General features: G+C 41.8%; 16 protein-coding genes. 4 read left to right on the top strand and 12 right to left on the bottom strand.

From position 1 onward, the window contains the following. Window positions 1-65 precede the first annotated feature (65 nt). From dnaJ to AC5YD2_RS11385, 4 genes are all read right to left on the bottom strand, one after another. Window positions 66-1,184 carry a molecular chaperone DnaJ gene (gene dnaJ, locus AC5YD2_RS11400; RefSeq protein ID WP_496126446.1) on the bottom strand — a complete coding sequence of 373 codons (1,119 nt, stop codon included), beginning with the start codon at window positions 1,182-1,184 and terminating at the stop codon, window positions 66-68. 93 nt (window positions 1,185-1,277) lie between these two features. Beyond that, entirely contained in the window at window positions 1,278-1,655 is a 378-nt protein-coding gene (locus AC5YD2_RS11395; protein WP_496126445.1) for a hypothetical protein, read from the bottom strand. Window positions 1,656-1,781: 126 nt separating this feature from the next. Further along, complete coding sequence (locus AC5YD2_RS11390) at window positions 1,782-4,925, bottom strand: efflux RND transporter permease subunit (protein ID WP_496126481.1); 3,144 nt, start codon at window positions 4,923-4,925, stop codon at window positions 1,782-1,784. 11 nt (window positions 4,926-4,936) lie between these two features. Then, window positions 4,937-6,040 carry an efflux RND transporter periplasmic adaptor subunit gene (locus AC5YD2_RS11385; RefSeq protein ID WP_496126444.1) on the bottom strand — a complete coding sequence of 368 codons (1,104 nt, stop codon included), beginning with the start codon at window positions 6,038-6,040 and terminating at the stop codon, window positions 4,937-4,939. A gap of 152 nt (window positions 6,041-6,192) precedes the next feature. On the opposite strand from AC5YD2_RS11385, the gene AC5YD2_RS11380 reads away from it, so the two are divergent. From AC5YD2_RS11380 to AC5YD2_RS11365, 4 genes are all read left to right on the top strand, one after another. Continuing rightward, a complete protein-coding gene (locus AC5YD2_RS11380) occupies window positions 6,193-6,816 on the top strand; it encodes a TetR/AcrR family transcriptional regulator (protein WP_496126443.1) in 624 nt (207 codons plus the stop codon). Between the two features lie 152 nt (window positions 6,817-6,968). Next, on the top strand, window positions 6,969-9,659 hold the full coding sequence (gene ppc, locus AC5YD2_RS11375; protein WP_496126442.1) for a phosphoenolpyruvate carboxylase: 2,691 nt from the start codon (window positions 6,969-6,971) through the stop codon (window positions 9,657-9,659). A gap of 138 nt (window positions 9,660-9,797) precedes the next feature. Next, window positions 9,798-10,964: a GGDEF domain-containing protein gene (locus tag AC5YD2_RS11370; RefSeq protein ID WP_496126441.1), complete on the top strand. Its 1,167-nt coding sequence runs from the start codon at window positions 9,798-9,800 to the stop codon at window positions 10,962-10,964. 266 nt (window positions 10,965-11,230) lie between these two features. Continuing rightward, window positions 11,231-12,532, top strand: a complete 1,302-nt coding sequence (locus AC5YD2_RS11365; RefSeq protein ID WP_496126440.1) for a solute carrier family 23 protein — start codon at window positions 11,231-11,233, stop codon at window positions 12,530-12,532. Window positions 12,533-12,807: 275 nt separating this feature from the next. On the opposite strand, the gene AC5YD2_RS11360 is transcribed toward AC5YD2_RS11365, so the two are convergent. The 8 genes from AC5YD2_RS11360 to AC5YD2_RS11325 form a co-directional block, all read right to left on the bottom strand. Continuing rightward, window positions 12,808-13,095: a chorismate mutase gene (locus AC5YD2_RS11360; protein WP_496126480.1), complete on the bottom strand. Its 288-nt coding sequence runs from the start codon at window positions 13,093-13,095 to the stop codon at window positions 12,808-12,810. Further along, the gene (locus tag AC5YD2_RS11355) at window positions 13,076-14,410 is read right to left on the bottom strand and encodes a hypothetical protein (protein ID WP_496126439.1); all 1,335 of its coding nucleotides are present in this window, start codon (window positions 14,408-14,410) and stop codon (window positions 13,076-13,078) included. The genes AC5YD2_RS11360 and AC5YD2_RS11355 overlap by 20 nt, the downstream gene beginning before the upstream one ends. 247 nt (window positions 14,411-14,657) lie before the next feature. Then, the gene (gene ilvD / locus AC5YD2_RS11350; RefSeq protein ID WP_496126438.1) at window positions 14,658-16,487 is read right to left on the bottom strand and encodes a dihydroxy-acid dehydratase; all 1,830 of its coding nucleotides are present in this window, start codon (window positions 16,485-16,487) and stop codon (window positions 14,658-14,660) included. Between the two features lie 393 nt (window positions 16,488-16,880). Further along, the gene (locus AC5YD2_RS11345) at window positions 16,881-17,309 is read right to left on the bottom strand and encodes a hypothetical protein (RefSeq protein ID WP_496126437.1); all 429 of its coding nucleotides are present in this window, start codon (window positions 17,307-17,309) and stop codon (window positions 16,881-16,883) included. Between the two features lie 42 nt (window positions 17,310-17,351). Further along, window positions 17,352-17,777 (bottom strand): hypothetical protein, encoded by a 426-nt coding sequence (locus AC5YD2_RS11340; protein WP_496126436.1) that lies wholly within the window; start codon window positions 17,775-17,777, stop codon window positions 17,352-17,354. A 17-nt stretch (window positions 17,778-17,794) separates the two neighbouring features. Then, window positions 17,795-18,253, bottom strand: a complete 459-nt coding sequence (locus AC5YD2_RS11335; RefSeq protein ID WP_496126435.1) for a hypothetical protein — start codon at window positions 18,251-18,253, stop codon at window positions 17,795-17,797. A 6-nt stretch (window positions 18,254-18,259) separates the two neighbouring features. After that, window positions 18,260-19,051 (bottom strand): trimeric autotransporter adhesin/peptidogylcan-associated protein TpgA, encoded by a 792-nt coding sequence (gene tpgA / locus AC5YD2_RS11330; protein ID WP_496126434.1) that lies wholly within the window; start codon window positions 19,049-19,051, stop codon window positions 18,260-18,262. Between the two features lie 64 nt (window positions 19,052-19,115). After that, the coding region (locus AC5YD2_RS11325; protein WP_496126433.1) for a YadA-like family protein at window positions 19,116-21,757 on the bottom strand (2,642 nt) is incomplete at its 5' end.

The raw sequence follows: 21,757 nt of genomic DNA, 5'->3' as shown, positions 1-21,757 counted from the left end.
GCGACAATGATTAAATCTCGACAATAAAAAACCCGACGCTTGGTCGGGTTTTTTGACATCTTTAATTAGTCGAAAAGACGATCAAAGAAAGATTTTTTCTTTGGAGACGATTTACTGTCTTCACCATCCATCGACTCTTGAAGTTCTTTTAACAGCTCACGTTGACGTGATGTCAAGTTCACTGGTGTTTCAACCACAACGCGACAAAGCAAATCACCCACCATACTGGTACGTACAGGTTTTACACCTTTACCACGTAAACGGAACATCTTGCCCGTTTGAGTTCCTTCAGGCACTTTCAAGTTCACACGGCCATCCAGTGTCGGGATCTCAATTTCTTTACCCAAAGCTGCATCTGCAATGCTAATCGGCACATCCATATACAAATCAGCACCGTCACGTTGGAAAATTTCATGTTCACGAACAGTCACTTCAACGTATAGGTCACCTGATTGACCATCACGAATCGCTTCACCTTTGCCGGTTAAACGTACGCGATCACCATTGTCCACCCCCGCTGGAATCGTAACTTCGAGCGTTTGCTGACGGTCTTTTACACCAGAACCATGGCATGTGCCACATGGGTTCTTAATGATTTTACCTTGTCCACGACAAGTGCTACAGGTTTGCTGAACAGAGAAGAAACCTTGTTGCATACGCACTTGACCTGCACCATGACAGGTTTTACACGTTTCAACATCGTTTGGATTTTTAGAGCCTTTACCATCACAGGTTTCACAAGGCGCTGGCGCTGTGAAAGTAATGGTTTTTTTGATGCCTTTTACCGCTTCTTCAAGGGTAAGTTCCATTACATAGCGTAAGTCTGAGCCGCGTTTTTGACGTTGTTGACCGCCACGGCCTCCACCACCAAAAGCACCACCAAAAATATCACCAAACTGACTGAAAATGTCTTCCGCGCTAAATCCACCGCCGAAGCCACCACTACCGCCCATACCGCCTTCAAAGGCGTTATGTCCCATACGGTCATACATACTGCGTTTTTCGCCGTCAGAAAGAATTTCATAAGCTTCAGCAGCTTCTTTAAATTTTTCTTCAGCTTCGGCGTTGTCAGGGTTACGATCTGGATGATATTTCATCGCCAACTTACGGTAGGCTTTTTTAATTTCATCATCACTAGCGGTTTTAGATACCCCTAAAACCTCATAATAATCACGTTTAGCCATGTCTGGCGATGCTCCACAAAAATTTGAGATTACTTCACTGCGAAATATGTTGGGTTCATACGCCGAAATTACAAGTCGATATTGAAATATTTTTTAGAAAGCTGCTTTTTTTTGGGTATATTTTACAAAGCCTTTTAGCCATGTATTCAGCAGATAAAGCCAAGCAATGGTACTAAAAATCACACCAATCACAGTACAGGCTTTCACCCAAAGGACACTGTCCCAATAAATGAAACAAGCGGGAATAAACCAAAGTGCCGCGAACACAGCCAATAGCATAAATAAAACGACACTGCGCATCACCCAAAGTGCCTGAGCATGTAACCACACTTCCGTAGCATCCGTATTAGCAACTTTACGCGCTAAGCAATAAGCGATCGTAGCTGTCACTACGGTAAAGAGTGCAAGAAACATGAATACATAAGACAAAGTCATATAACGACGATGTCTGTCTAAAAAGTCTTGCCCCATGGATACTTTTGACCTCAACCGATTGCAAATTCAGTCGTTATTTATGCAATCGATACCGTATGTTATTTTATGTAAAATCCATCCGCTACTATATTAAATTTTTCTAAACAACGCACCTAGAATTCATCATTTATATGCATTTTTTGTATCTTTTTTGACTTTAAACCAAGCGGCATATAATGCTGGCAGGAAAAACAGCGTAAGTAATGTCGCGATGATTAAGCCACCCATAATCGCAACAGCCATTGGACCAAAGAAAATACTGCGTGACAATGGAATCATCGCCAATACCGCAGCGAGTGCTGTCAAAATAATGGGGCGTGAACGGCGAACCGTCGCGTCTAAAATGGCATCCCAAGGTTGATGTCCTGCTCGAATATCTTGTTCAATCTGATCAATCAAAATCAAAGAATTCCGCATAATCATACCCGATAGTGCAATCGTACCGAGCATCGCGACAAATCCAAAAGGCTTATTAAATAGCAACAAGAACAGCACCACGCCGATAAGCCCTAATGGTGCAGTCAAGAACACGATAAAAGAACGTGAAATACTTTTGAGCTGAATCATAAGCAAGGTAAATACCACGACCAAGAATAATGGCATACCTGCATTAACGGAGCTTTGTCCACGAGCAGACTCTTCTACTGTGCCTCCGACTTCAACCAAATAACCGCTTGGCAAATCATCACGAATTTTTTGAATCTTATCTTTTAACTCCCCGACGACCGTTGCAGGTTGTAAGTCGGTTCGAATATCAGCACGTACCGTAATGGTCGGTAAACGATTACGATGCCAAATTAGTCCATCTTCAAATTTGTATTGAATATTGGCGATCTGAGCCAATGGTACTGTGCCCCCTTTTGAAGTCGGTACAGCCAAACTGGATAAAGAACCGACATCAACACGCTCAGCCTTGTCGCCTCTTAAACGAATATCAATCAATTCACGTTTTTCACGGTACTGGTTAATCACAGCGCCTGTAATTGAGCTATTTAAAAAGTTTGCCAAATCCAAACTCGATACACCCAGTTGACGTGCACGATCCTGATCAATTTCCAATGAAATAATCTTACTCGGCTCACCCCAATCCAGATGGACATTACTGGTATTGGAGTTTTCACTGACAGCTTTTGATACCAATTGCGCACGTTGACGCACCGTATTTAAATCTTCGCCTGACACACGGAATTGAATTGGATAACCTACGGGAGGACCATTTTCCAAGAGTGATACACGTGTTCTCACTTCAGGTAAAAGTTTACTGATTTCCTGACTCAAGGTTTTTCGAATTTCATCACGATCATCGAGTGATGATGCGAGAACCACAAATTGCGCAAAACTGGCTTGAGGAAGTTGCTGATCGAGTGGCAAGTAGAAACGTGGCGATCCTGTGCCGACATAAGCCACATAATTATCAATGCCTTTTTGAGTAGACAGGAACTTTTCAACTTTTTTCACTGCATTTTCAGTTGCAATGAGTGAAGCGCCTTCTTCTAGTTTGAGATCAACTAAAATCTCTGCTCGATTCGAAGGTGGAAAGAACTGCTGCGGAACCAATTTAAACATCAAGAGCGACAGCACAAATATGCCGACTGTGGCTGCAATCACGGTCTTACGATAAGTAAGACAGATATTGACCCACGAACGAAATTTTTGATACGCCTTGGTTTGATAGGGATCATGCTGATCGCCGTGTTGATGAATGACTGGATCAGGTTCAGGCTGTTTACGTAAACGAGCCCACAGACGCATATACCAAGGCGCTTTATGTAAGCTTTGACTGTTAAAATCAGGCAGTAACTTATCACCTAAATAGGGCACAAAAAGCACTGCTGCAAACCATGACACCACTAATGCAATGGTCACGACTTGGAATATTGAACGGGTATATTCACCTGTGCTTGACGCTGCGGTAGCAATCGGCAAAAACCCTGCTGCAGTAATGAGTGTTCCTGTGAGCATGGGAAATGCAGTCGATGTCCATGCAAATCCTGCGGCTTGTAAACGGCTATAACCTTGCTCCATTTTAATCGCCATCATTTCGACGGCGATAATGGCATCATCCACCAACAGCCCCAGTGCTAAAATCAAAGCACCCAATGAAATCTTGTGTAGTCCGACATCAAAGAGATTCATCCCTGCAAAGGTCATGGCAAGAACCAATGGAATCGAAAATGCCACAACCAGCCCGGTACGGAAGCCTAAAGAGAAAAAGCTGACCAATAGAACGATAATCACCGCTTCAGCCAAGACCTTAATAAACTCATGAATACTGCGCTCTACCGCCACAGGTTGATCAGAGACTTTTTCTAAAGTCATCCCGAGAGGCAACGATTTCTGCAATTCTGTAAAGCTGCCCTCTAAACTTTTACCTAAGGCAATAATGTCACCACCCTTGCGCATAGACACCGCGATCCCAATCCCATTTTCCCCCATAAATCGCATACGGGGTTGCGCAGGCTCACTGAAACCACGATAGACCTCAGCGACATCACCCAATTGAATGGTCTTATCACCCACCAATAACGGCATCGTTTTAAGCTGATCAATATCTTGAAGTTGACCGCTGACTCTGACTTGAATTCGGTCTGAATTGGTTTCAAAGAATCCCGCACTCGCGATACTGTTTTGCTTTTGTAAGGCTTCTTGAATGGCAGTAACCGGAATACCCATTTGCGCTGATTTGGTATTCGATATTTCAATCCAAATTTTTTGATCTTGTAATCCAATTAAGTCCACTTTACCGACGTCTTTTACCCGCTGAAGTTGGAGTTGCAAACGATCCGCATACTCTTTTAAAACGGCATAATCGAAATCTTTAGCTGTCAGAACATAAATATTTCCAAAGGTATCGCCAAATTCATCATTGAAAAATGGACCTTGTACACCACTTGGCAACTGATGTTTGATATCGCCCACTTTCTTACGAACTTGATACCAAACATTAGGTAAATCCGCTGATCTTAAAGAATCTTTGGCAATGAAGGTCACCATGGACTCACCTGGACGAGAATAGGCTGTAACACGCTCGTAAAGCCCAGTACTCATCAACTCTTTTTCAATACGATCGGTGACTTGGAGTGACACCTCTTCAGCGGTCGCACCCGGCCAATAGGTTTGTACCACCATCACTTTAAAACTAAAGGGTGGATCTTCACTTTGAGAGAGTTTTGAATACGAATAAATTCCGACGATGCCCATCAAAATCATAAAATAAAGGATCAAACCTTTATTATTAAGTGCCCACTCGGACAAGTTAAAATTCATTTTGGAACTCATTATTTTGCTCCTGATTGAATTTTCACTGCTCGATTTTCACGATCAATCGGATGAATTTTTTGTTTTTCACGAAGCAAGTGTACTCCACCAACCACAATCCAATCCGTTGCTTTTAAACCGGTCAGCACGGGTACACTATCGCGCCCATAAGCACCAATGGTGACTGGCACTTTACGAATCGAATGATCTGCGTTGACCACCCAAGCATAGGCCTGATTTTCATGAGCTGAGATACTGGATAACGGCACACTGATCACATTTTCAACATTGTTCGCAAAGAAGACGCGTGCACTTTGTCCCAGTTGAATCGCTGACTGTCCTTCTTTTAGCGCGACTTTGACACTGAAGGTTCGTGATTGATCCGCAGCAGGTGAAATTTCACGGACATAGGCAGCAAAACGATCTTCCGGTTTAGACCACAGGGTAATCACTGCATTTTGACCGACTTTGATGTCTGAAATGGCTTGTTCTGGCACACCAATCACCACTTCACGATCCCCATCAATCGCGACTTGGTACGCAGCTTGCCCTGCGGCAATCACTTGCCCGACTTCAATATTTCGCTCTGTAATCACGCCATTACGATTTGCCACTAACTGGTTATAGCCCGTTTGGTTACGACTCACTGACAGGTTAGCCTGTGCTTGCTTTAAAGCAGACATTGCCGAGTTATATTGATTTTCAACGGCATCATATTGCGAGCGACTGACTGCATTGATCGGTAGCAGTTGTTGAAAGCGTTTAAATTCTTCTTCAGCGATCTTGGCAGCGGATTGTGCACTTTCGAGTTGAGCCTGTGCAGAATTCAATTCTAATTGCGCATCTTTAACATCCAGTTTTGCTAGAACCTGCCCCACTTTTACGCGATCCCCAACATCCACCAGACGCTCAGTGATTTGTCCCCCAACCCGAAATGCCAATGCAGTTTGTTGACGTGCTTGCACATCCCCTGCATAACTTTTAAGTTCGTCATGGGTAGTTAGGGGCTGAGTCACCATCACAAAAGGTACTTGTTCTACAGCTGGCTCTTTTTTACCACAGCCTGTTAACACCACTGCACATGCAATCATCAAACTGATTAAGGAGAATTTCATATCGCTCATGGGGATCGCTCTTATGTAATTTTTGGGCGTCATTTCAGATTTAGTTTTGTATATATTAATTTGTTTATTTTTTAATTAATATACCGTAAGGTACACTAATTAAAAAACAATCATCAAGTATATGACTTGATTTATTTTATTTTGGAAAGATTTTGCAAATGCAAGTTGGACGCCCGAAAGACCTCGCCAAACGTCAAATGATCCTAGATGCAGCTAAAACACTGTTTTTAAAACAAGGTTTTCATGGATCTACCATGAATCAAATTGCACAAGAAGCGGGTGTCACCAAGCTCACGGTGTATAACCATTTTCAGGACAAAGCCAATTTGTTTACCTGTGCCATTGAGCAAACCTGTGAAGAATCGATTCGTACCCGTCCAATCCATTTACAATATGATTCAAATTTCAAAGAAGTGCTCTCTCAAATTTGTCATTTGGCTTTAAATATTATTTATTTGCCTGAAGCCTTAAAGCTGGAGCATTTATTATTGGAATTGGCTGCTGAACAAAACCCTTTAGCAGAACCTTTTTACAATGCTTCGCATAAACGCCTCTATATGGTTTGGGCGGATTTTTTTAAACAAGCCATAAGCTTAGGTTTCGTTGAAAATACGGATGTGGAAAAGCAAGTCCATTTGTTACTTTCGTTGTTACTGGGACATCGCCATCACGAGATTTTATTGGGTGTGCGTGATCTACCGACAGCAGAAGAATCGAAGCACATTATTGCTGATGCGATTGAATTATTTCTGATGAAATACCAAAAATCTGCATAATGCTTATTTTATAGATCCCCTCGCTTTTAAGGATGAGCTTCGCTGATTTGATCACTTGAACATTAGACTATTTTCTCTGATTTTTTTGTTTGAATTTTCTTGGTTTGCCATCTAATCGAGGTATAGTTTCAACAAGAAAAAAGGAGAAAATAATGATTCAACAAATTGATGCTCCCCTACGTGAAGACGTACGACTACTCGGCAACCTCTTAGGCGAAACCCTGAAAGAACAAGCCGGACAAGATTTGTTTAATCAAATTGAACAAATTCGTGCGCTCTCCAAAGGGGCTCGTGATGGAAACGTTGAAGCAGAAAAACAACTCGAACAGCTTTTTTTAAGTTTAGAAGATAGTGAAATTCTTCCATTGACCCGTGCCTTTTCTCACTTTCTGAATTTTGCCAATATCGCAGAACAGTACAATGTGGTACGTAACCGTCGTCAAAGCGAATTTGATGAACAAGCACCTTCTCCCAATGTGCTCGATCATTTATTTGAAAAGTTTAAAAATCAAAATATTTCAGCGGACGAGCTGTACCAACAAATTTGCCAGCTCAGTATTGAACTGGTTCTTACAGCACATCCGACTGAAGTCAGTCGTCGTACACTGATTCAAAAATATGATGGTATTAATGAGTGTCTCTCGACTTTCGATCAGCAGAAACTGACCCCGAAACAGCGTGAACAAGTCCTTGCTCATCTAAAGCAATTGGTCTGCTCGGCTTGGCAAACGGATGAAATTCGTCAGCATCGTCCAACCCCTGTGGATGAAGCCAAATGGGGCTTTACCACTATTGAACAAACACTTTGGGATGCGATTCCAAAATTCGTGCGTGGCTTAAATGATTTAGTACAAACGCACTGCGACAAAGAACTTCCACTGAATATCGCGCCTGTACGTTTTGCCTCTTGGATGGGGGGTGACCGTGATGGCAACCCGAATGTTACACACACCGTCACTCAAGAAGTGCTTTGGCTATCTCGTTGGAAAGCAGCGGATTTATATTTAAGAGATATTGAAAATCTACGTTGGGAACTGTCGATCCAACATGCCAATGATGAATTAAAACAAGCCTTAGGTGTAGCACACCCTGAACCTTATCGTGAATATTTACGTAATACACGAGAACGTTTACGCATCACGCGTGAATGGCTGGCAGCGAAGCTCACAGGGCAACACTCTGATGTAGATCGCAGTCAAATCATCCGCCATAAAGATGAGTTATTACAACCACTACTCCTCTGTTATCGCTCGTTGATTGACTGTAATTTACCTGAGATTGCACAAGGGAAATTGCTCGATTTTATTCACCGTGTGAACTGCTTCGGCATCGAATTACTCAAACTGGATATTCGTCAAGAGTCAGGTCGTCATCGTCAAGCCATCTCTGCCATTACTGAATATTTAGGTTTAGGTAATTTTGAAACATGGACTGAACAAGCGCGCCAAAATTTCTTATTACAAGAATTACAAAGCAAGCGTCCGCTACTGCCTAAGCATCTCAATGTCCCTGCACAAAGTTTGATTGAGCATCCGGATGTCCAAGAAGTTTTTGCCACCATGCGTACTTTGGCAGAACAGCCGACGGAAAGCTTAGGCGCATACATCATTTCGATGGCTGAATATCCGAGTGATGTTTTAGCGGTTTTACTCCTCCAAAAAGAAGCAGGCATTGAATATCCGCTTCGAATCGTTCCACTCTTTGAAACCTTGAAAGATTTGGACGGCGCTGCGGAGACCATGAATACGCTATTTAACATGCATTGGTATAAACAACATATCCAGTCTAAGCATGAAGTGATGATTGGTTATTCTGACTCCGCTAAAGACGCAGGTTTCATGTCTGCCAATTGGGTGCAATATCGTGCCCAAGAAGAACTCACAGCAGTTTCAAAAAATCATGGGGTGCAACTGACGTTATTTCATGGGCGTGGTGGTTCAATTAGCCGTGGCGGTGCGCCCACTCAACAAGCTTTGTTCTCTCAACCGCCAGGGTCGATTTCTGGTGCCATCCGTGTCACTGAACAAGGTGAAATGATCCGATTTAAATTTGGATTAGAGGAAATTGCACTTCAGAATTTAGAAATTTACACTGCGGCCACACTGGAAGCCACCTTACTTCCGCCTCCAGAACCAAAAGCAGAATGGCGTCAATTGATGCATGAAATGACGGAACTTTCAGTCAAGGTCTATCGCCAGACGGTTCGTGAAAATCCGCATTTTGTACAATATCTCAGAACGGTCACACCTGAGCTTGAATTACAAATGCTCCCCCTGGGTTCACGCCCTGCAAAACGTAAAGTCAGTGGTGGGATTGAGTCTCTACGTGCCATCCCTTGGGTATTTGCATGGACACAGATTCGTTTAATGCTTCCTGCTTGGCTCGGAACAGGTGCTGCGATTAATCAAGTGATTCAACAGGGTCAAAAGCATCAACTGGATGAAATGCTACAACAGTGGCCTTATTTCCAAACCTTGATTGATATGTTGGAGATGGTGTTGTCTAAAGCAGATGCAAATATTGCACTGTATTACGAAGCACATTTGACTGAAGATGAAAATCTAAAAGTTCTAGGTGCTGAACTTCGTCAACGATTGCATGATGCCGTTCAGACTTTATTGGCGATGAAAGGTGAATCTAAACTTTTAAGTTCTAATGATGTCCTTGATCAATCCATGAAAGTCCGTAAACCGTATTTGTTGCCATTACATCTGTTACAGGCGGAACTGATGAAACGCCGCCGTGGTTATTTGGCGGCACAAGACACGGAACATACACCTGTTGATCATGCCTTGATGGTAAGTATCGCAGGGATTGCCGCAGGGCTACGTAACACGGGCTAATCACTCATCTAACTGAATGATTTAACAATAGGGAGTTAAGCTCCCTATTTTTTATGACCAATAATTCATTGATTTTGCTATTCAAATTCTAAAATGCGTTCTATGATGATCTTATAAATCAACAACATTTGTGCAAGCATGAAATATTTTCAGTCGATATCTCTTTGCTTTAAAAAACAAATTGAAAACTTCAAGCTGGGTTATATCCAGCTTTTGGAAGTGGATAATATTCAAAAATCCAAAGTGGTCAGTGGCGTACTGATCTTTTTCCATGCCTTTTTTTATCTTTCAATTTTAGCCAATACACAATTCGAACTCTTTAATCAAAAGCTTATTCCGCACATTTTATTGTGCTTTCAGATTTTTATATTCATTTCTATCCTCCTGTTCATTGCCAGTTATTTTATTCAAGCGACTCGGCGTAGTGAGTTTTATTTCCCCATTTTATGTGTTGGATTTTATGCAGGATCGCTGATGATGGTGGGTTACATCGCAGGGATGATGACAATACTCACTGGCGTCTTTAGCATTGGTTCGATTTTGGCAGGGCTGTTACTGTTTGAACGCCGAATCATGTTTTATTCGACCCTACCCTGCTTAGGGGTTTTATATGTCACCAGTATCCTAACTGTCATCGATATTTTGCCCTATGCACCCTTATATCACCCCTTTAGCATGATCGTAGCAGAGACACAGACTTACTTTATCTTGGTTAATTTATTTGCAACAACTTTTATCGGCACCATTTTAGTGATCTTTTTCAATTCATTCTTAAATCGTTGGATGGATCGTGAACGAAAACAGCGATTGCTGATGACGATAGATCCTTTAACTCAAATTCTAAATCGACGCGGTATCGCCACTCAATTCGATCGTATTTATACAGCACATCCGAACTTAAAGCAGCCGATCAGCATGAGCTTGATCGACATTGATTTCTTTAAAAGAATCAATGATCAATATGGACATGATTGTGGAGACCAAGTCCTGATTCATATGGCGAAAATATTAGGTTCGAATATTCGCGAAATTGATCATTTAGGCCGTTATGGGGGGGAGGAATTTATCCTGATTTTCGAAAATACTACGATTGAATCAGCCCAACACATTTTAGAACGATGCCGTAAAGCGATTGAACAACATGAATTGATTTATGACGGACATATCATTCGGTTTACCGCAAGTTTCGGATTAAGCCATGGTATTTTAGAAAATGATGATCACCAGCAGTTAATGTTGCTTGCAGACCAAGCGCTTTATCGTGCAAAAGAAACTGGACGAAATAAAATTTGTATTGCCAATTAAAGCAATGGTGAATTGTTTCACATTTTTTATTTTTTAATTACACATTTATTTGATCAAAAAACAACCAAATAAACCTTATAAATTTTAATGATAGGTTGAAAATAAATCAAAACAGCCCTTGTTTTATATCATATTTATTTTTACCAATCGGTAAATAAATAATAAAATTCATACGATTAGTTTGAATTTTTTTTTAACTTACAATAGGCATTTATCGCTGAAACAAGCGTATCATGTGCACAATTTATTATTAGAGTGCTCATTTTATGTCCAACTGGTTTCCTAAATGGCGTCCTTATGAAGGCAGCATTGATGCACGACCTGTAGGTACCAATGAGTATCTTCCACCCGCTCAAAGTGCAGTTCTCGGGATTCAACACGCTTTTGCAATGTTCGGTGCAACGGTACTTGCACCCTTCCTGATGGGTTTCGATCCTAACCTAGCGATTTTAATGTCAGGGATCTGTACCATTCTGTTTTTTGTGATGACCGGTGGACGTGTTCCTAGTTATTTGGGATCAAGCTTTGCATTTATTGGTGTGGTGATTGCTGCAACAGGTTATAGCGCTGCAGGTGGTGCCAATCCCAATATTGCCGTGGCAGCAGGCGGAATCATTGCTTGTGGCGTGCTTTATGCGCTCATTGGTTTTTTGGTGATGGCAACTGGAACCAAGTGGATTGAAAAACTCATGCCACCTGTTGTGACAGGTTCTGTGGTCATGATTATTGGTTTAAACCTTGCCCCTGTTACAGTCAAAGCTGTTGCGGGAAATCCATTTAATATGTGGATGGCGTTGTTGACTGTGCTGTGTATGGGCATGATCGCCGTTTTTACCAAAGGTTTATTACAACGTCTATTATTATTGGTTGGTTTATTGGCGGCTTACTTCATCTATTACATCGTTTCAAACGTGATGGGTTACGGTACAGCGATTAACTTTGCGCCAATTCAACAAGCGGCATGGTTCGGTCTACCAGACTTTCATGCCCCTGTATTTTCAACCAATGCGATGCTTATCATTGCACCTGTTGCTTTAATTTTAGTGGCTGAAAACTTAGGTCATATTAAAGCGGTCAGTGCCATGACAGGTGAAAACCTTGATCCACATATTGGTAAAGCCTTTGTTGCCGATGGTGTTGCAACCACTTTGGCTGGTGGTGTCGGTGCTCCGGGTATGACGACCTATGGTGAAAATATTGGTGTCATGGCCGTAACGCGTGTCTATTCAACCATTATTTTTGCAATCGCAGGTGTTTTCGCAATCTTCCTTGGTCTATCTCCTAAGTTTGGTGCGATTATTCATACCATTCCAACGGCGATTTTGACAGGTGCTTCAATTGTTGTTTTTGGTTTGATTACCATTGCTGGCGCAAAAATTTGGATTGAGAACAAAGTTGATTTCTCTCAAAATAAAAATTTAATGGTCGCTGCAGTGACGATTATTTTGGGTACAGGTGATTTTGCTTTACAACTTGGTAGCTTTAATCTAGGTGGTATTGGTACCGCTACTTTTGCTGCCTTGTTATTGAATTGGTTCTTTAGCCTTGCAGACAAATCTGCCAAGTAAATGCGCTTGATGATTTAACGATTGATTTGGAAGTTTTAAAGTTTATAGCAGCCGCAAGGCTGCTTTTTTTATTGCTGATTTTTTCACATCTTATGAATAAGCGTTGGTCATTCAGCGTTCATAATCTATTCGCCCGCCATATACTTGAGGCTCATTCATATCTTTAAAAGAAAAAGCATGTTTCAGTAAATTGAAACATGCTTTTTTATAGAAATTCATTCAACCATAGGCTCTAAATATTGAATAAGGCTGAATTTTAGCGTTCATTGAATAGACTAAGGACGGAGTTCTTTCAACTCCCGTTGGATAAAATGCTGAATCATTTCACGGTAGATTTTTTCAACTAAGACTGGATCTAAGCCTTGTTCAGTCGCCAACTCACGAACTTTGTGAAGCACCTGTTCGACACGTTCAGGAGATTGAATATCCTGGACTGATTTTTTAAATCTTAAGGCTTGATCTACATAGAATTGGCGTTCTGCAATAAGCTCAACCAAGTGCTGATCGATTTCATCGATTTTCTCACGGGCTTGAATCAGTGACTCACACTTCTCTCTTTTGATCTTCAATTGATTCTTCCTGTCTGTGCTCTAGTTCATTATCGCTCTTATACTTTTGTTCTAACACATTACTGAAAATACTTTCAATCATCCAAACGCGATATAAGCTATTAAATACATAACTCTTACCATCAATTCTAAGTTCAATCACAGGCAAATCTGGCTGCGATTTGATTTCACACATCAACTCATTGTCTTTAAGTTTCTTTTCAACGTCTTCGGTGGTGATTTGCTCAATGTCTAATTCACGTCGCAAGTACTCGAAGTGGGCGCGATAAGAAGGATCTTTACCTTTGGACCATACAGCCTGCAAAATTTCATACATTGCATCTGTACGGCTTTCTTCAGGTACGCTATAAAATAGCTTTGCCATTTCCAAGGTACTGGCTTCCGTCGGACGACAAAACGGTGTGAATTTCACATCTGTACGCTTTGATAAACGCGTTGCTAAACTCCAATCAAAGGCATCACGACCTTGATAGATCAAAGGATAAACATTCAGTTCAATATCATAATAATCAGCGAGTTCTTCTTTGATATACGCCAACAGTAACCACGAAATCGGATCTTCTAAAGCGATATACAAATCCAGCTCAGGATTCATGGCCTGAATTTCGCTGAGTTCCTCGGCATCATTCATCAAATGCTCACGCCATTCGATATGATTGATCAAAAAAATAGGATTATCGGTTAGTAATTTTTGTTTTTTAAGGCGTCTCGTAAGACGTAACAAATCATCGACTGCATGATATCTACGTCCTCCTACTTCGAAGTAACTGGCTAAAACAGGACTATGATTAAATTGACGTTCTGGCAATTCTTGATCATGTTGATGCTGCGTAGCTAAAATAAATAGGGTTCGTAATTTGCCATACTGTTGTTGCCACAACATATGAAATACATCTTCAAGTAAATATAAAAAATTTTGATCTTGAAGCGGAGTTTTTCGAAGGATGGTTTCTGCTTGTTTTAAGGCTTCAGCATTGGGAATTTCAGGTTTTTCATTATCATAACCAAATCGATGTTGGTGTGCCAAAATTTGCGCATCACGCAAACTATAATCACGCCATTCTTCAGCGGTCATCTCATTTGGATGTTCTGCTGCTGTATCAGAAATGACAATTTTAAGTGGTTTAATGTCCTCACTCAAAATCTCATTCAGCTGACCTAATTGTTGTACTGCCAGGTAACTATACACATCATCTAAACGTAAATAGATCGTTAATCCTTGCTCAATCGACAATGGCTCTTGGCGAATTGGTCTTTGATAAAACCAACTCGATCGGAGTGGATCGAACCAACGGCGTAACAATGACATGAATCAAGCCTCGATGAAAATATCTAAAGATCTAAATCATCTTTCGCAACAGATTTAGATCAAATTTTAAAAAATATAATACTTATGCAAAACTTATAACAATTCAACACCAATAGTTCAATGATTTACACTGCAAGAATCAATAAACACATGATCATTTTTGATTCATTTTATATCAAAAGAATGAAGGTTAAACACATAAAAAAGCACTCATCATCGAGTGCTTTTTTATTCAATCTAAATCGAATTAGATATCGCGAACAGCCCCTTTCGCGGCACTTGTGGTATGCATTGCATAGGCTTTCAGTGCTTTAGAAATTTTACGTGGTCGCTCTTCAGCCGGCTTCCAACCTTTGGCTTCTTGCGCTGCACGGCGAGCTGCCATGACAGAATCCTCTACCGCTAAGTGAATGGTACGGTTTGGAATATCAATTTCGATACGATCACCATCTTCAACCAAACCAATCGCACCACCTTCAGCCGCTTCTGGAGACACGTGACCAATAGACAGACCTGATGAACCGCCAGAGAAACGACCATCTGTCACCAGTGCACAGTCTTTACCTAAACCTTTCGATTTTAAGTAGCTGGTTGGATACAGCATTTCTTGCATACCCGGACCACCGCGTGGACCTTCGTAACGGATCACAACCACATCACCTGCAGTGATTTTGCCGCCTAAAATCGCTTCTACTGCGCTGTCTTGGCTTTCAAATACATGTGCTGTGCCGTTGAATTTTAAGATGGATTCATCAACGCCCGCTGTTTTTACGATACAACCATCCAGTGCGATGTTGCCGTAAAGAACTGCTAAACCACCGTCTTGCGAGAATGCATGTTCAACATTACGAATCACACCATTTTCACGGTCGCCATCTAAACGGGTATAGTAACGATCTTGTGAGAATGCCGTTTGGGTTGGTACACCGCCCGGTGCTGATTTAAAGAAGTTATACACCTCTTCATCTTCAGTGCGGATAATATCCCACTTGTCTAAAGCATCTTTTAAAGTTGCTTCGTGGACTGTTGGTACAGAGGTATCAAGTAAGCCACCACGGTCTAATTCACCAAGGATCGACATAATACCGCCCGCGCGGTGAATATCTTCCATATGGACATTTTTTACTGCAGGTGCAACTTTACATAGCACTGGCACTTTACGAGACAAACGATCGATATCGTCCATGGTGAAGTCCACTTCTGCTTCGTGTGCTGCAGCCAACAAGTGTAGAACGGTGTTGGTTGACCCCCCCATCGCAATGTCCAAAGTCATGGCATTTTCATACGATGCTTTGGTCGCGACATTACGTGGTAATACGCTGTAGTCATTTTGTTCATAATGACGCTTGGTGATTTCAACGATCAACTGACCAGCACGCTCAAATAACTTTTTACGGTTTGCATGTGTTGCAAGCGTAGAACCATTACCCGGTAAAGATAGACCCAATGCTTCGGTTAAGCAGTTCATTGAGTTCGCGGTAAACATCCCTGAACATGAACCACATGTTGGACATGCAGAACGCTCATACGCTTTTACTTCTTCGTCGGTATAGTTGTCATCTGCCGCCACAATCATCGCATCAACAAGGTCAATCGCTTGTTCATTACCACGGATTTGGACTTTACCCGCTTCCATTGGACCGCCTGAAACAAACACCACAGGAATGTTCAAACGCATTGCTGCCATGAGCATCCCCGGGGTGATTTTGTCACAGTTGGAGATACAGACCATCGCATCTGCACAGTGTGCATTGACCATGTATTCTACTGAGTCTGCAATCAAGTCACGTGAAGGCAATGAATAGAGCATACCGTCATGACCCATTGCGATGCCGTCATCGACTGCAATGGTGTTAAATTCTTTTGCTACGCCGCCTGCTTGTTCAATTTGACGTGCCACCAACTGACCCAAATCTTTAAGATGCACATGACCCGGTACAAATTGCGTGAATGAGTTTACTACCGCAATAATTGGCTTACCAAAATCTTCATCTTTCATTCCAGTTGCGCGCCATAAGCCACGCGCACCCGCCATGTTTCTTCCGTGTGTCGATGTTTTTGAACGATAATCAGGCATTGTATTGTTCCAGCATATTTGAGCTTGAAGTAAAACCGTCTGGCTTACCTTTGGCTAATTCGTAATCATATCGTGAGCTGAATGACTTTGTGAGTCGATCATCTTTACACTTAAATTTCAGCTTTGTTTTCATCACATCATACTACATTTTAAAGATGAAGCATGTGCGCGTTATATATACTGAACGTGTGAGTGATCTGAGGAAAACGTCCTTCAGCGAAACGATATAAAAGGATTTCTAAGGCTAATATAAACCGTTACTGCAGGATAAAATATAAAACTTTCATGAATAATATTTAAATTTTATATAAATTTAATTTATCTTTTTTATAAGTCTATAAAACGATGTATTAAAAAATGGTCTCCGTAGAGACCATAGATTATAGCGACTGATTATTTCTGTTTAATCATGTACAAGCCAGTACATTGTTTCGCTTCACGGTCAACACATAGTTCAGCTGTATTGGCTGAAACCCACTTTAAGCTGAGATTGACTTTAGCATTGCTATAGTCTTGAATGTCCTTGCTACAGCCAGATTTTTTATTGTCCGTTTTAACATCCATGATCAGCACATCTAACATTTTCGGGTCTGCATTAGTGATTACCGCAAACTCACCCGTCAGTTTTTTCTGTTTAGCCGTATAAGTAAATTGACCTGGCTTTTTAAACTCATATGTTTCAGTACATTGTGCTTTCGCATTGTAGACTGACCATGTGCCCCAGAAATCATTTTGTAGGTTTATTTTTTGCGTGTCAGCAGCGTGGACTACAGGTAACAAACCTATTATTAAGACACTGCCTAAAATAATTTGCTTTAACATGAATTCACTCTCTAAATAATAAAGTAACTAAAAATAATGTCCTTATTGGGATTTCTTGATGAAATAGAGATTGGTGCACTTCTTCGCTTCACGGTCTGTACAGATCAATGCAGAATTTTTCGAAATCCATTTTAATGTTAAATTCAGCTTATAACCGGTCATGTTTTTCATCCCTTCAACACACCCTTTTAGCGCGTTGTCCTGCTTAATATTTAATACCAATAGATCATGTTTAAGGGCATCATCACTTGATAAAATCGAGAAATTACCAGACATCTTTTTCTGGTTTGCTGTGTATTTAAACTGTGCAGGTTTACTAAATGTGAAATTCTCAGCACATTGAGTTTTGCCATGATAGATTGACCATGTGCCCCAGAAATCATTTTCGAGATTTAATTTGCTCTTGTCAAATGCTTGAGCATGTACACCGAGACCCAATAAGCATAGTGCTAAACCTATACGTTTCATTTCATCTTCCTTTCGTTTCAATTTTCAGGTCTTAAATACACAGGACAGCTATTCCCCATCGCATCGTCACAGAAATAAATTTCTCGATCAGATTTACGTTTTAGGTAGTTGACTGTCGAATGGTTACTTTGATTGGTCGCATCACCTGTGCAGTCTGGCTTGCCATTGTCTGACACAAAATCAACTTTTACTGCTGCCAATTCAAACACATTGGCATGATTCAAGAACGTATATCGACCTAAGATACGTTCCTGATTGCTTTGAATTTTCACTTCACCATTGGGTAGAAATTGATAGTATTCAATACAGCTATGACCTGTCCGCACCAAACCCCATTGTGGATACTGCGTCAACACTTCTGGACTCATGAGTCCCGAATGATTAGCTTGGCTTGGAAGCTGAAGGGTATCAGCGGAAGCGATATGGGTGACCGCAAGGCCGATCACCATAAACAACGACTTAATCAGCATATTCATGAGTACTTACCAAGTAATATTGACACGACGATTCGGGGCTAGGCACTCAATCAACTGCACATTACGATTCTCACCGCTACAATGCTGGAATTTTTCAGTACTACTTTGTACTTCGATTTTCAGCATTTCACGCGCAATACCCTGTTGAGATAAATACTGAGCGACTGTTTCCACACGCTGAGCAGAGAGTCGACGATTATAATCTGCTGCCCCTAAACGATCGGCATAACCCGTCAAATAAATCACATCCACCTGATCTTGTTGCTTGATCTTGTCCACAATTTGCTCGATCTGCGATGCATTTTCAATACCATCATAATCAGCACGATCAAAGGCGAAAAACACTGAGCCTTGACGTTCTTCAACAGGGACTGGAGTGGCTGCAACAGCCAGCTGATTATTGACACCCCACTGTACTAAGCCCTGACATTCCTCACCTTTCCAAGAATAACGCTCTGCCAAGTGGTTCTGATCAAAATCAATACGGAGTTGGCAACGTTTATATTGCTGTGTTCGTGGCTGACGAATATCCAGTACATAATTCCAGGTTTTGACATTGAAAATGCCTTCTGAAAAATGTGGATGACCTAAGATATAACGAATTTGATCTTTATTGAGTTGCTGATCTAAACGCGCAATTTGATTCAGTTCAAAACGATGAACCTGTTTTACATAGCTGTCCTGAATCTCTGGAAACTGAACCTCTTCACTCTGTGCTACCGGGGCATTGGCAAATGCCAGAGGTGCAATGATCAATGAGATCAGACTGCTTGTCATGAAAGATTTAATAATTTTCATTGCTTCGATCCTAATAGGTGAAAAAAGAAAGGAAGATCGCTTCGGATCTTCCTAAACTTCAGCATTAATCAATTACACCGCTGATCCCGATACGAACACTTGGATCACCTTGAGATGCTGCCGCAACACCACCTGTCAATGACCAACGACCGTTATCCGCAGTTTTACGTAAGGTCACACCTACAGCGTTTTCACCAGAATGGTACGATGCACCCGCTGCATAAGTTAACTTCCCTGGTACATATGGCGCGCTTTCCAGTGCCATTGCTGCTGCAATACCTGCATTCGCACGTTTTTCCACATCATCAATGCGTTGATTGGTTGAGTAGAAGCTTTGTTGCAATTGATCACCTAGATTATCAATACGTGCACCCAATGCCTGATCAGCTTGGTTCAAGGCATCTACTGCTGCGCCAACATTGTTTACAGTCTTATCACCCACGTTATACGTTGGTGCTTGGAAGCTTTGAGTAATGTTGTCATAACCTGCTCCACCACCTAAGTATTCCACTACAGCTTGGTTGGTAGTATTGAGCTGTGCACCATTCACCGCATCTTTTGATGTTGCAGCAATCTCACCATTCGCCACGCCTGTCACAACACGATCACCTTCAGTCCCCGCAACATTGACTGTTTTACCGCCTGTGTCTTTACCAACAGTAATCGGTGCAGTGTTGTTCTCCTGTTGAACTAAACCTGACTTACCATTGGTAATATTCTCAATATTGGTTTGAATATTACTAATGTCATTGGTGTTTTGATCCACCTGTTGTTGAACATTCCACAGTTGACCACCTGTCACCGCATCTTTAGAACCTTGAGCAACCTGACCATCTTTAAGATTGGTTAAAGTCGTGCCATTTTCACCTTTGAGTGTCACAGTGTCTTTTTCAGCAGCATCATACTGAACTGCATTGTTTGCAACCTGATCCACTTTAGATTCAACATCATTGATCGCTGCATCTAACTGACCTTTATTCACTGCATCTTTGGCATTCTGAGCATCAGCCACATTGCTAATGACTTTATCACCCGCATTGATGCCATCCACTGTGATGCTAGGACCACCGATGATATAAATACCCCCCGATGTCACAGAAGTATTACCAATGGTAAGACCCGCAGCATTGAGGACATTACCACCAGCATTGATTGAAGTAACGTTCAGATCATCGGCGAGTTTGATCGCCAATTTGCCATCTTTAACTTCAGTACTGATGTTATTGTCATCGCCTACAATATCCACAGATTCGCCCAGTTTCTTCTGAACCGTTTCACCATCTTCAGCGGTTACTGCAAAGCCTTTGTTGGTCATATCTGTTGATGCATCCGCAATCAGGTTTTCAACTTGACCTTTGTTCACTGCATCTGTTTTTTCAACACCTTCTGCAACATTGTTAATCGTGTTACCACCGACATCAACTTTGTTAGATACAAGCGTCACTGTCGAGCCAGAAGCATCAGTAATGGTGAGTCCATTTGAGCCGTACTGTGCTTGATTGCCTAAATTGTCTTTAACCAATGTACCTGCAGCATTGGCAATCGTGGTATTGCCTTCGCCATCAGTGAATGTGCTGCTACCTGCAACATTGCTTGTGGTCGCACCTGTCTCTGCATTGGTCAATGTATTGCCCAATGCTGTGCTGTTATTGGTGTTACCTGCAGCATCTTCAAGGTTGCTACCTGTAGCACCATAAGTTGCTGTGTTACCACCAGCATCTTTGACTTCTGTACCTGCTGTTGTCAGCTGAGTACCTTCTTTCAGCTCACCAGTAGTCGGATCAACTGTTCCAGCTGTCACGCTGTCCACTGTGATGTCTTTCGCTAGGTCATAAATAACATCGTTATTTTCAGTTGTACTTACGACCAAGTTTTCATCGGTGTTGGTGAACTTAACCGTTTCACCCAGTTTTACTTTGTCTGCTGTGGTCGCTTCGCCACCCACATTTTGTGTGGTGATGTTGAAACCTGTGTCCGTCAAGTTAGTGCTCAGGTCATTAGCAACTTGTGCCACTTGGTCTTCTGTTGCAGCCTGACCACTGACAAAGTTGTTTGGATCAAGTGTTTTGTTGGTTAAGCCACCAATCACACCATCTTTACCATTCACCGTCACTGGGTTCGCACCACCTACGCTGATGTTGTCGCCTGTGACAGTTGTGCTATCGCCAGCTGCATTGGTAATGATTGAACCTGTGGCACCATATGTTGCATTGTTGCCATCTTTATCAGTGACATCGGTGCCCGCTGCATTCGCAATGGTTTCGTTGCCTTCGCCATCGTTCAGTGTAGTGCTACCCGCAACATTGGTTGTGGTCGCACCTGTCTCTGCATTGGTCAATGTATTGCCCAATGCTGTGCTGTTATTGGTGTTACCTACAGCATCTTCAAGGTTGCTACCTGTAGCACCATAAGTTGCTGTGTTACCACCAGCATCTTTGACTTCTGTACCTGCTGTTGTCAGCTGAGTACCTTCTGTCAGCTCACCAGTAGTCGGATCAACTGTTCCAGCAGTTACGCTGTCTACTGTGATGTCTTTCGCTAGGTCATAAATCACATCGTTATTTTCAGTTGTACTTACGACCAAGTTTTCATCGGTATTGGTGAACTTAACCGTTTCACCTAGTTTCACGTTGTCTGCTGTGGTCGCTTCGCCACCCACGTTTTGCGTGGTGATGTTAAAGCCAGTGTCGACTAAACCATCTGTCG

The organism is Acinetobacter sp. CY73 (assembly GCF_059515865.1).
Note: the sequence above shows the minus strand (reverse complement) of the source record. Positions and strands in the feature narration are given on the sequence as shown.

What these genes read in the sequence shown, in the direction of transcription:
- dnaJ (WP_496126446.1), bottom strand. Translation starts at nt 1,184, where the DNA reads ATGGCTAAACGTGATTATTATGAGGTTTTAGGGGTATCTAAAACCGCT.
- AC5YD2_RS11395 (WP_496126445.1), bottom strand. Translation starts at nt 1,655, where the DNA reads ATGGGGCAAGACTTTTTAGACAGACATCGTCGTTATATGACTTTGTCT.
- AC5YD2_RS11390 (WP_496126481.1), bottom strand. Translation starts at nt 4,925, where the DNA reads ATGAATTTTAACTTGTCCGAGTGGGCACTTAATAATAAAGGTTTGATC.
- AC5YD2_RS11385 (WP_496126444.1), bottom strand. Translation starts at nt 6,040, where the DNA reads ATGAGCGATATGAAATTCTCCTTAATCAGTTTGATGATTGCATGTGCA.
- ppc (WP_496126442.1), top strand. Translation starts at nt 6,969, where the DNA reads ATGATTCAACAAATTGATGCTCCCCTACGTGAAGACGTACGACTACTC.
- AC5YD2_RS11370 (WP_496126441.1), top strand. Translation starts at nt 9,798, where the DNA reads ATGAAATATTTTCAGTCGATATCTCTTTGCTTTAAAAAACAAATTGAA.
- AC5YD2_RS11365 (WP_496126440.1), top strand. Translation starts at nt 11,231, where the DNA reads ATGTCCAACTGGTTTCCTAAATGGCGTCCTTATGAAGGCAGCATTGAT.
- AC5YD2_RS11355 (WP_496126439.1), bottom strand. Translation starts at nt 14,410, where the DNA reads ATGTCATTGTTACGCCGTTGGTTCGATCCACTCCGATCGAGTTGGTTT.
- ilvD (WP_496126438.1), bottom strand. Translation starts at nt 16,487, where the DNA reads ATGCCTGATTATCGTTCAAAAACATCGACACACGGAAGAAACATGGCG.
- AC5YD2_RS11345 (WP_496126437.1), bottom strand. Translation starts at nt 17,309, where the DNA reads ATGTTAAAGCAAATTATTTTAGGCAGTGTCTTAATAATAGGTTTGTTA.
- AC5YD2_RS11340 (WP_496126436.1), bottom strand. Translation starts at nt 17,777, where the DNA reads ATGAAACGTATAGGTTTAGCACTATGCTTATTGGGTCTCGGTGTACAT.
- AC5YD2_RS11335 (WP_496126435.1), bottom strand. Translation starts at nt 18,253, where the DNA reads ATGAATATGCTGATTAAGTCGTTGTTTATGGTGATCGGCCTTGCGGTC.
- tpgA (WP_496126434.1), bottom strand. Translation starts at nt 19,051, where the DNA reads ATGAAAATTATTAAATCTTTCATGACAAGCAGTCTGATCTCATTGATC.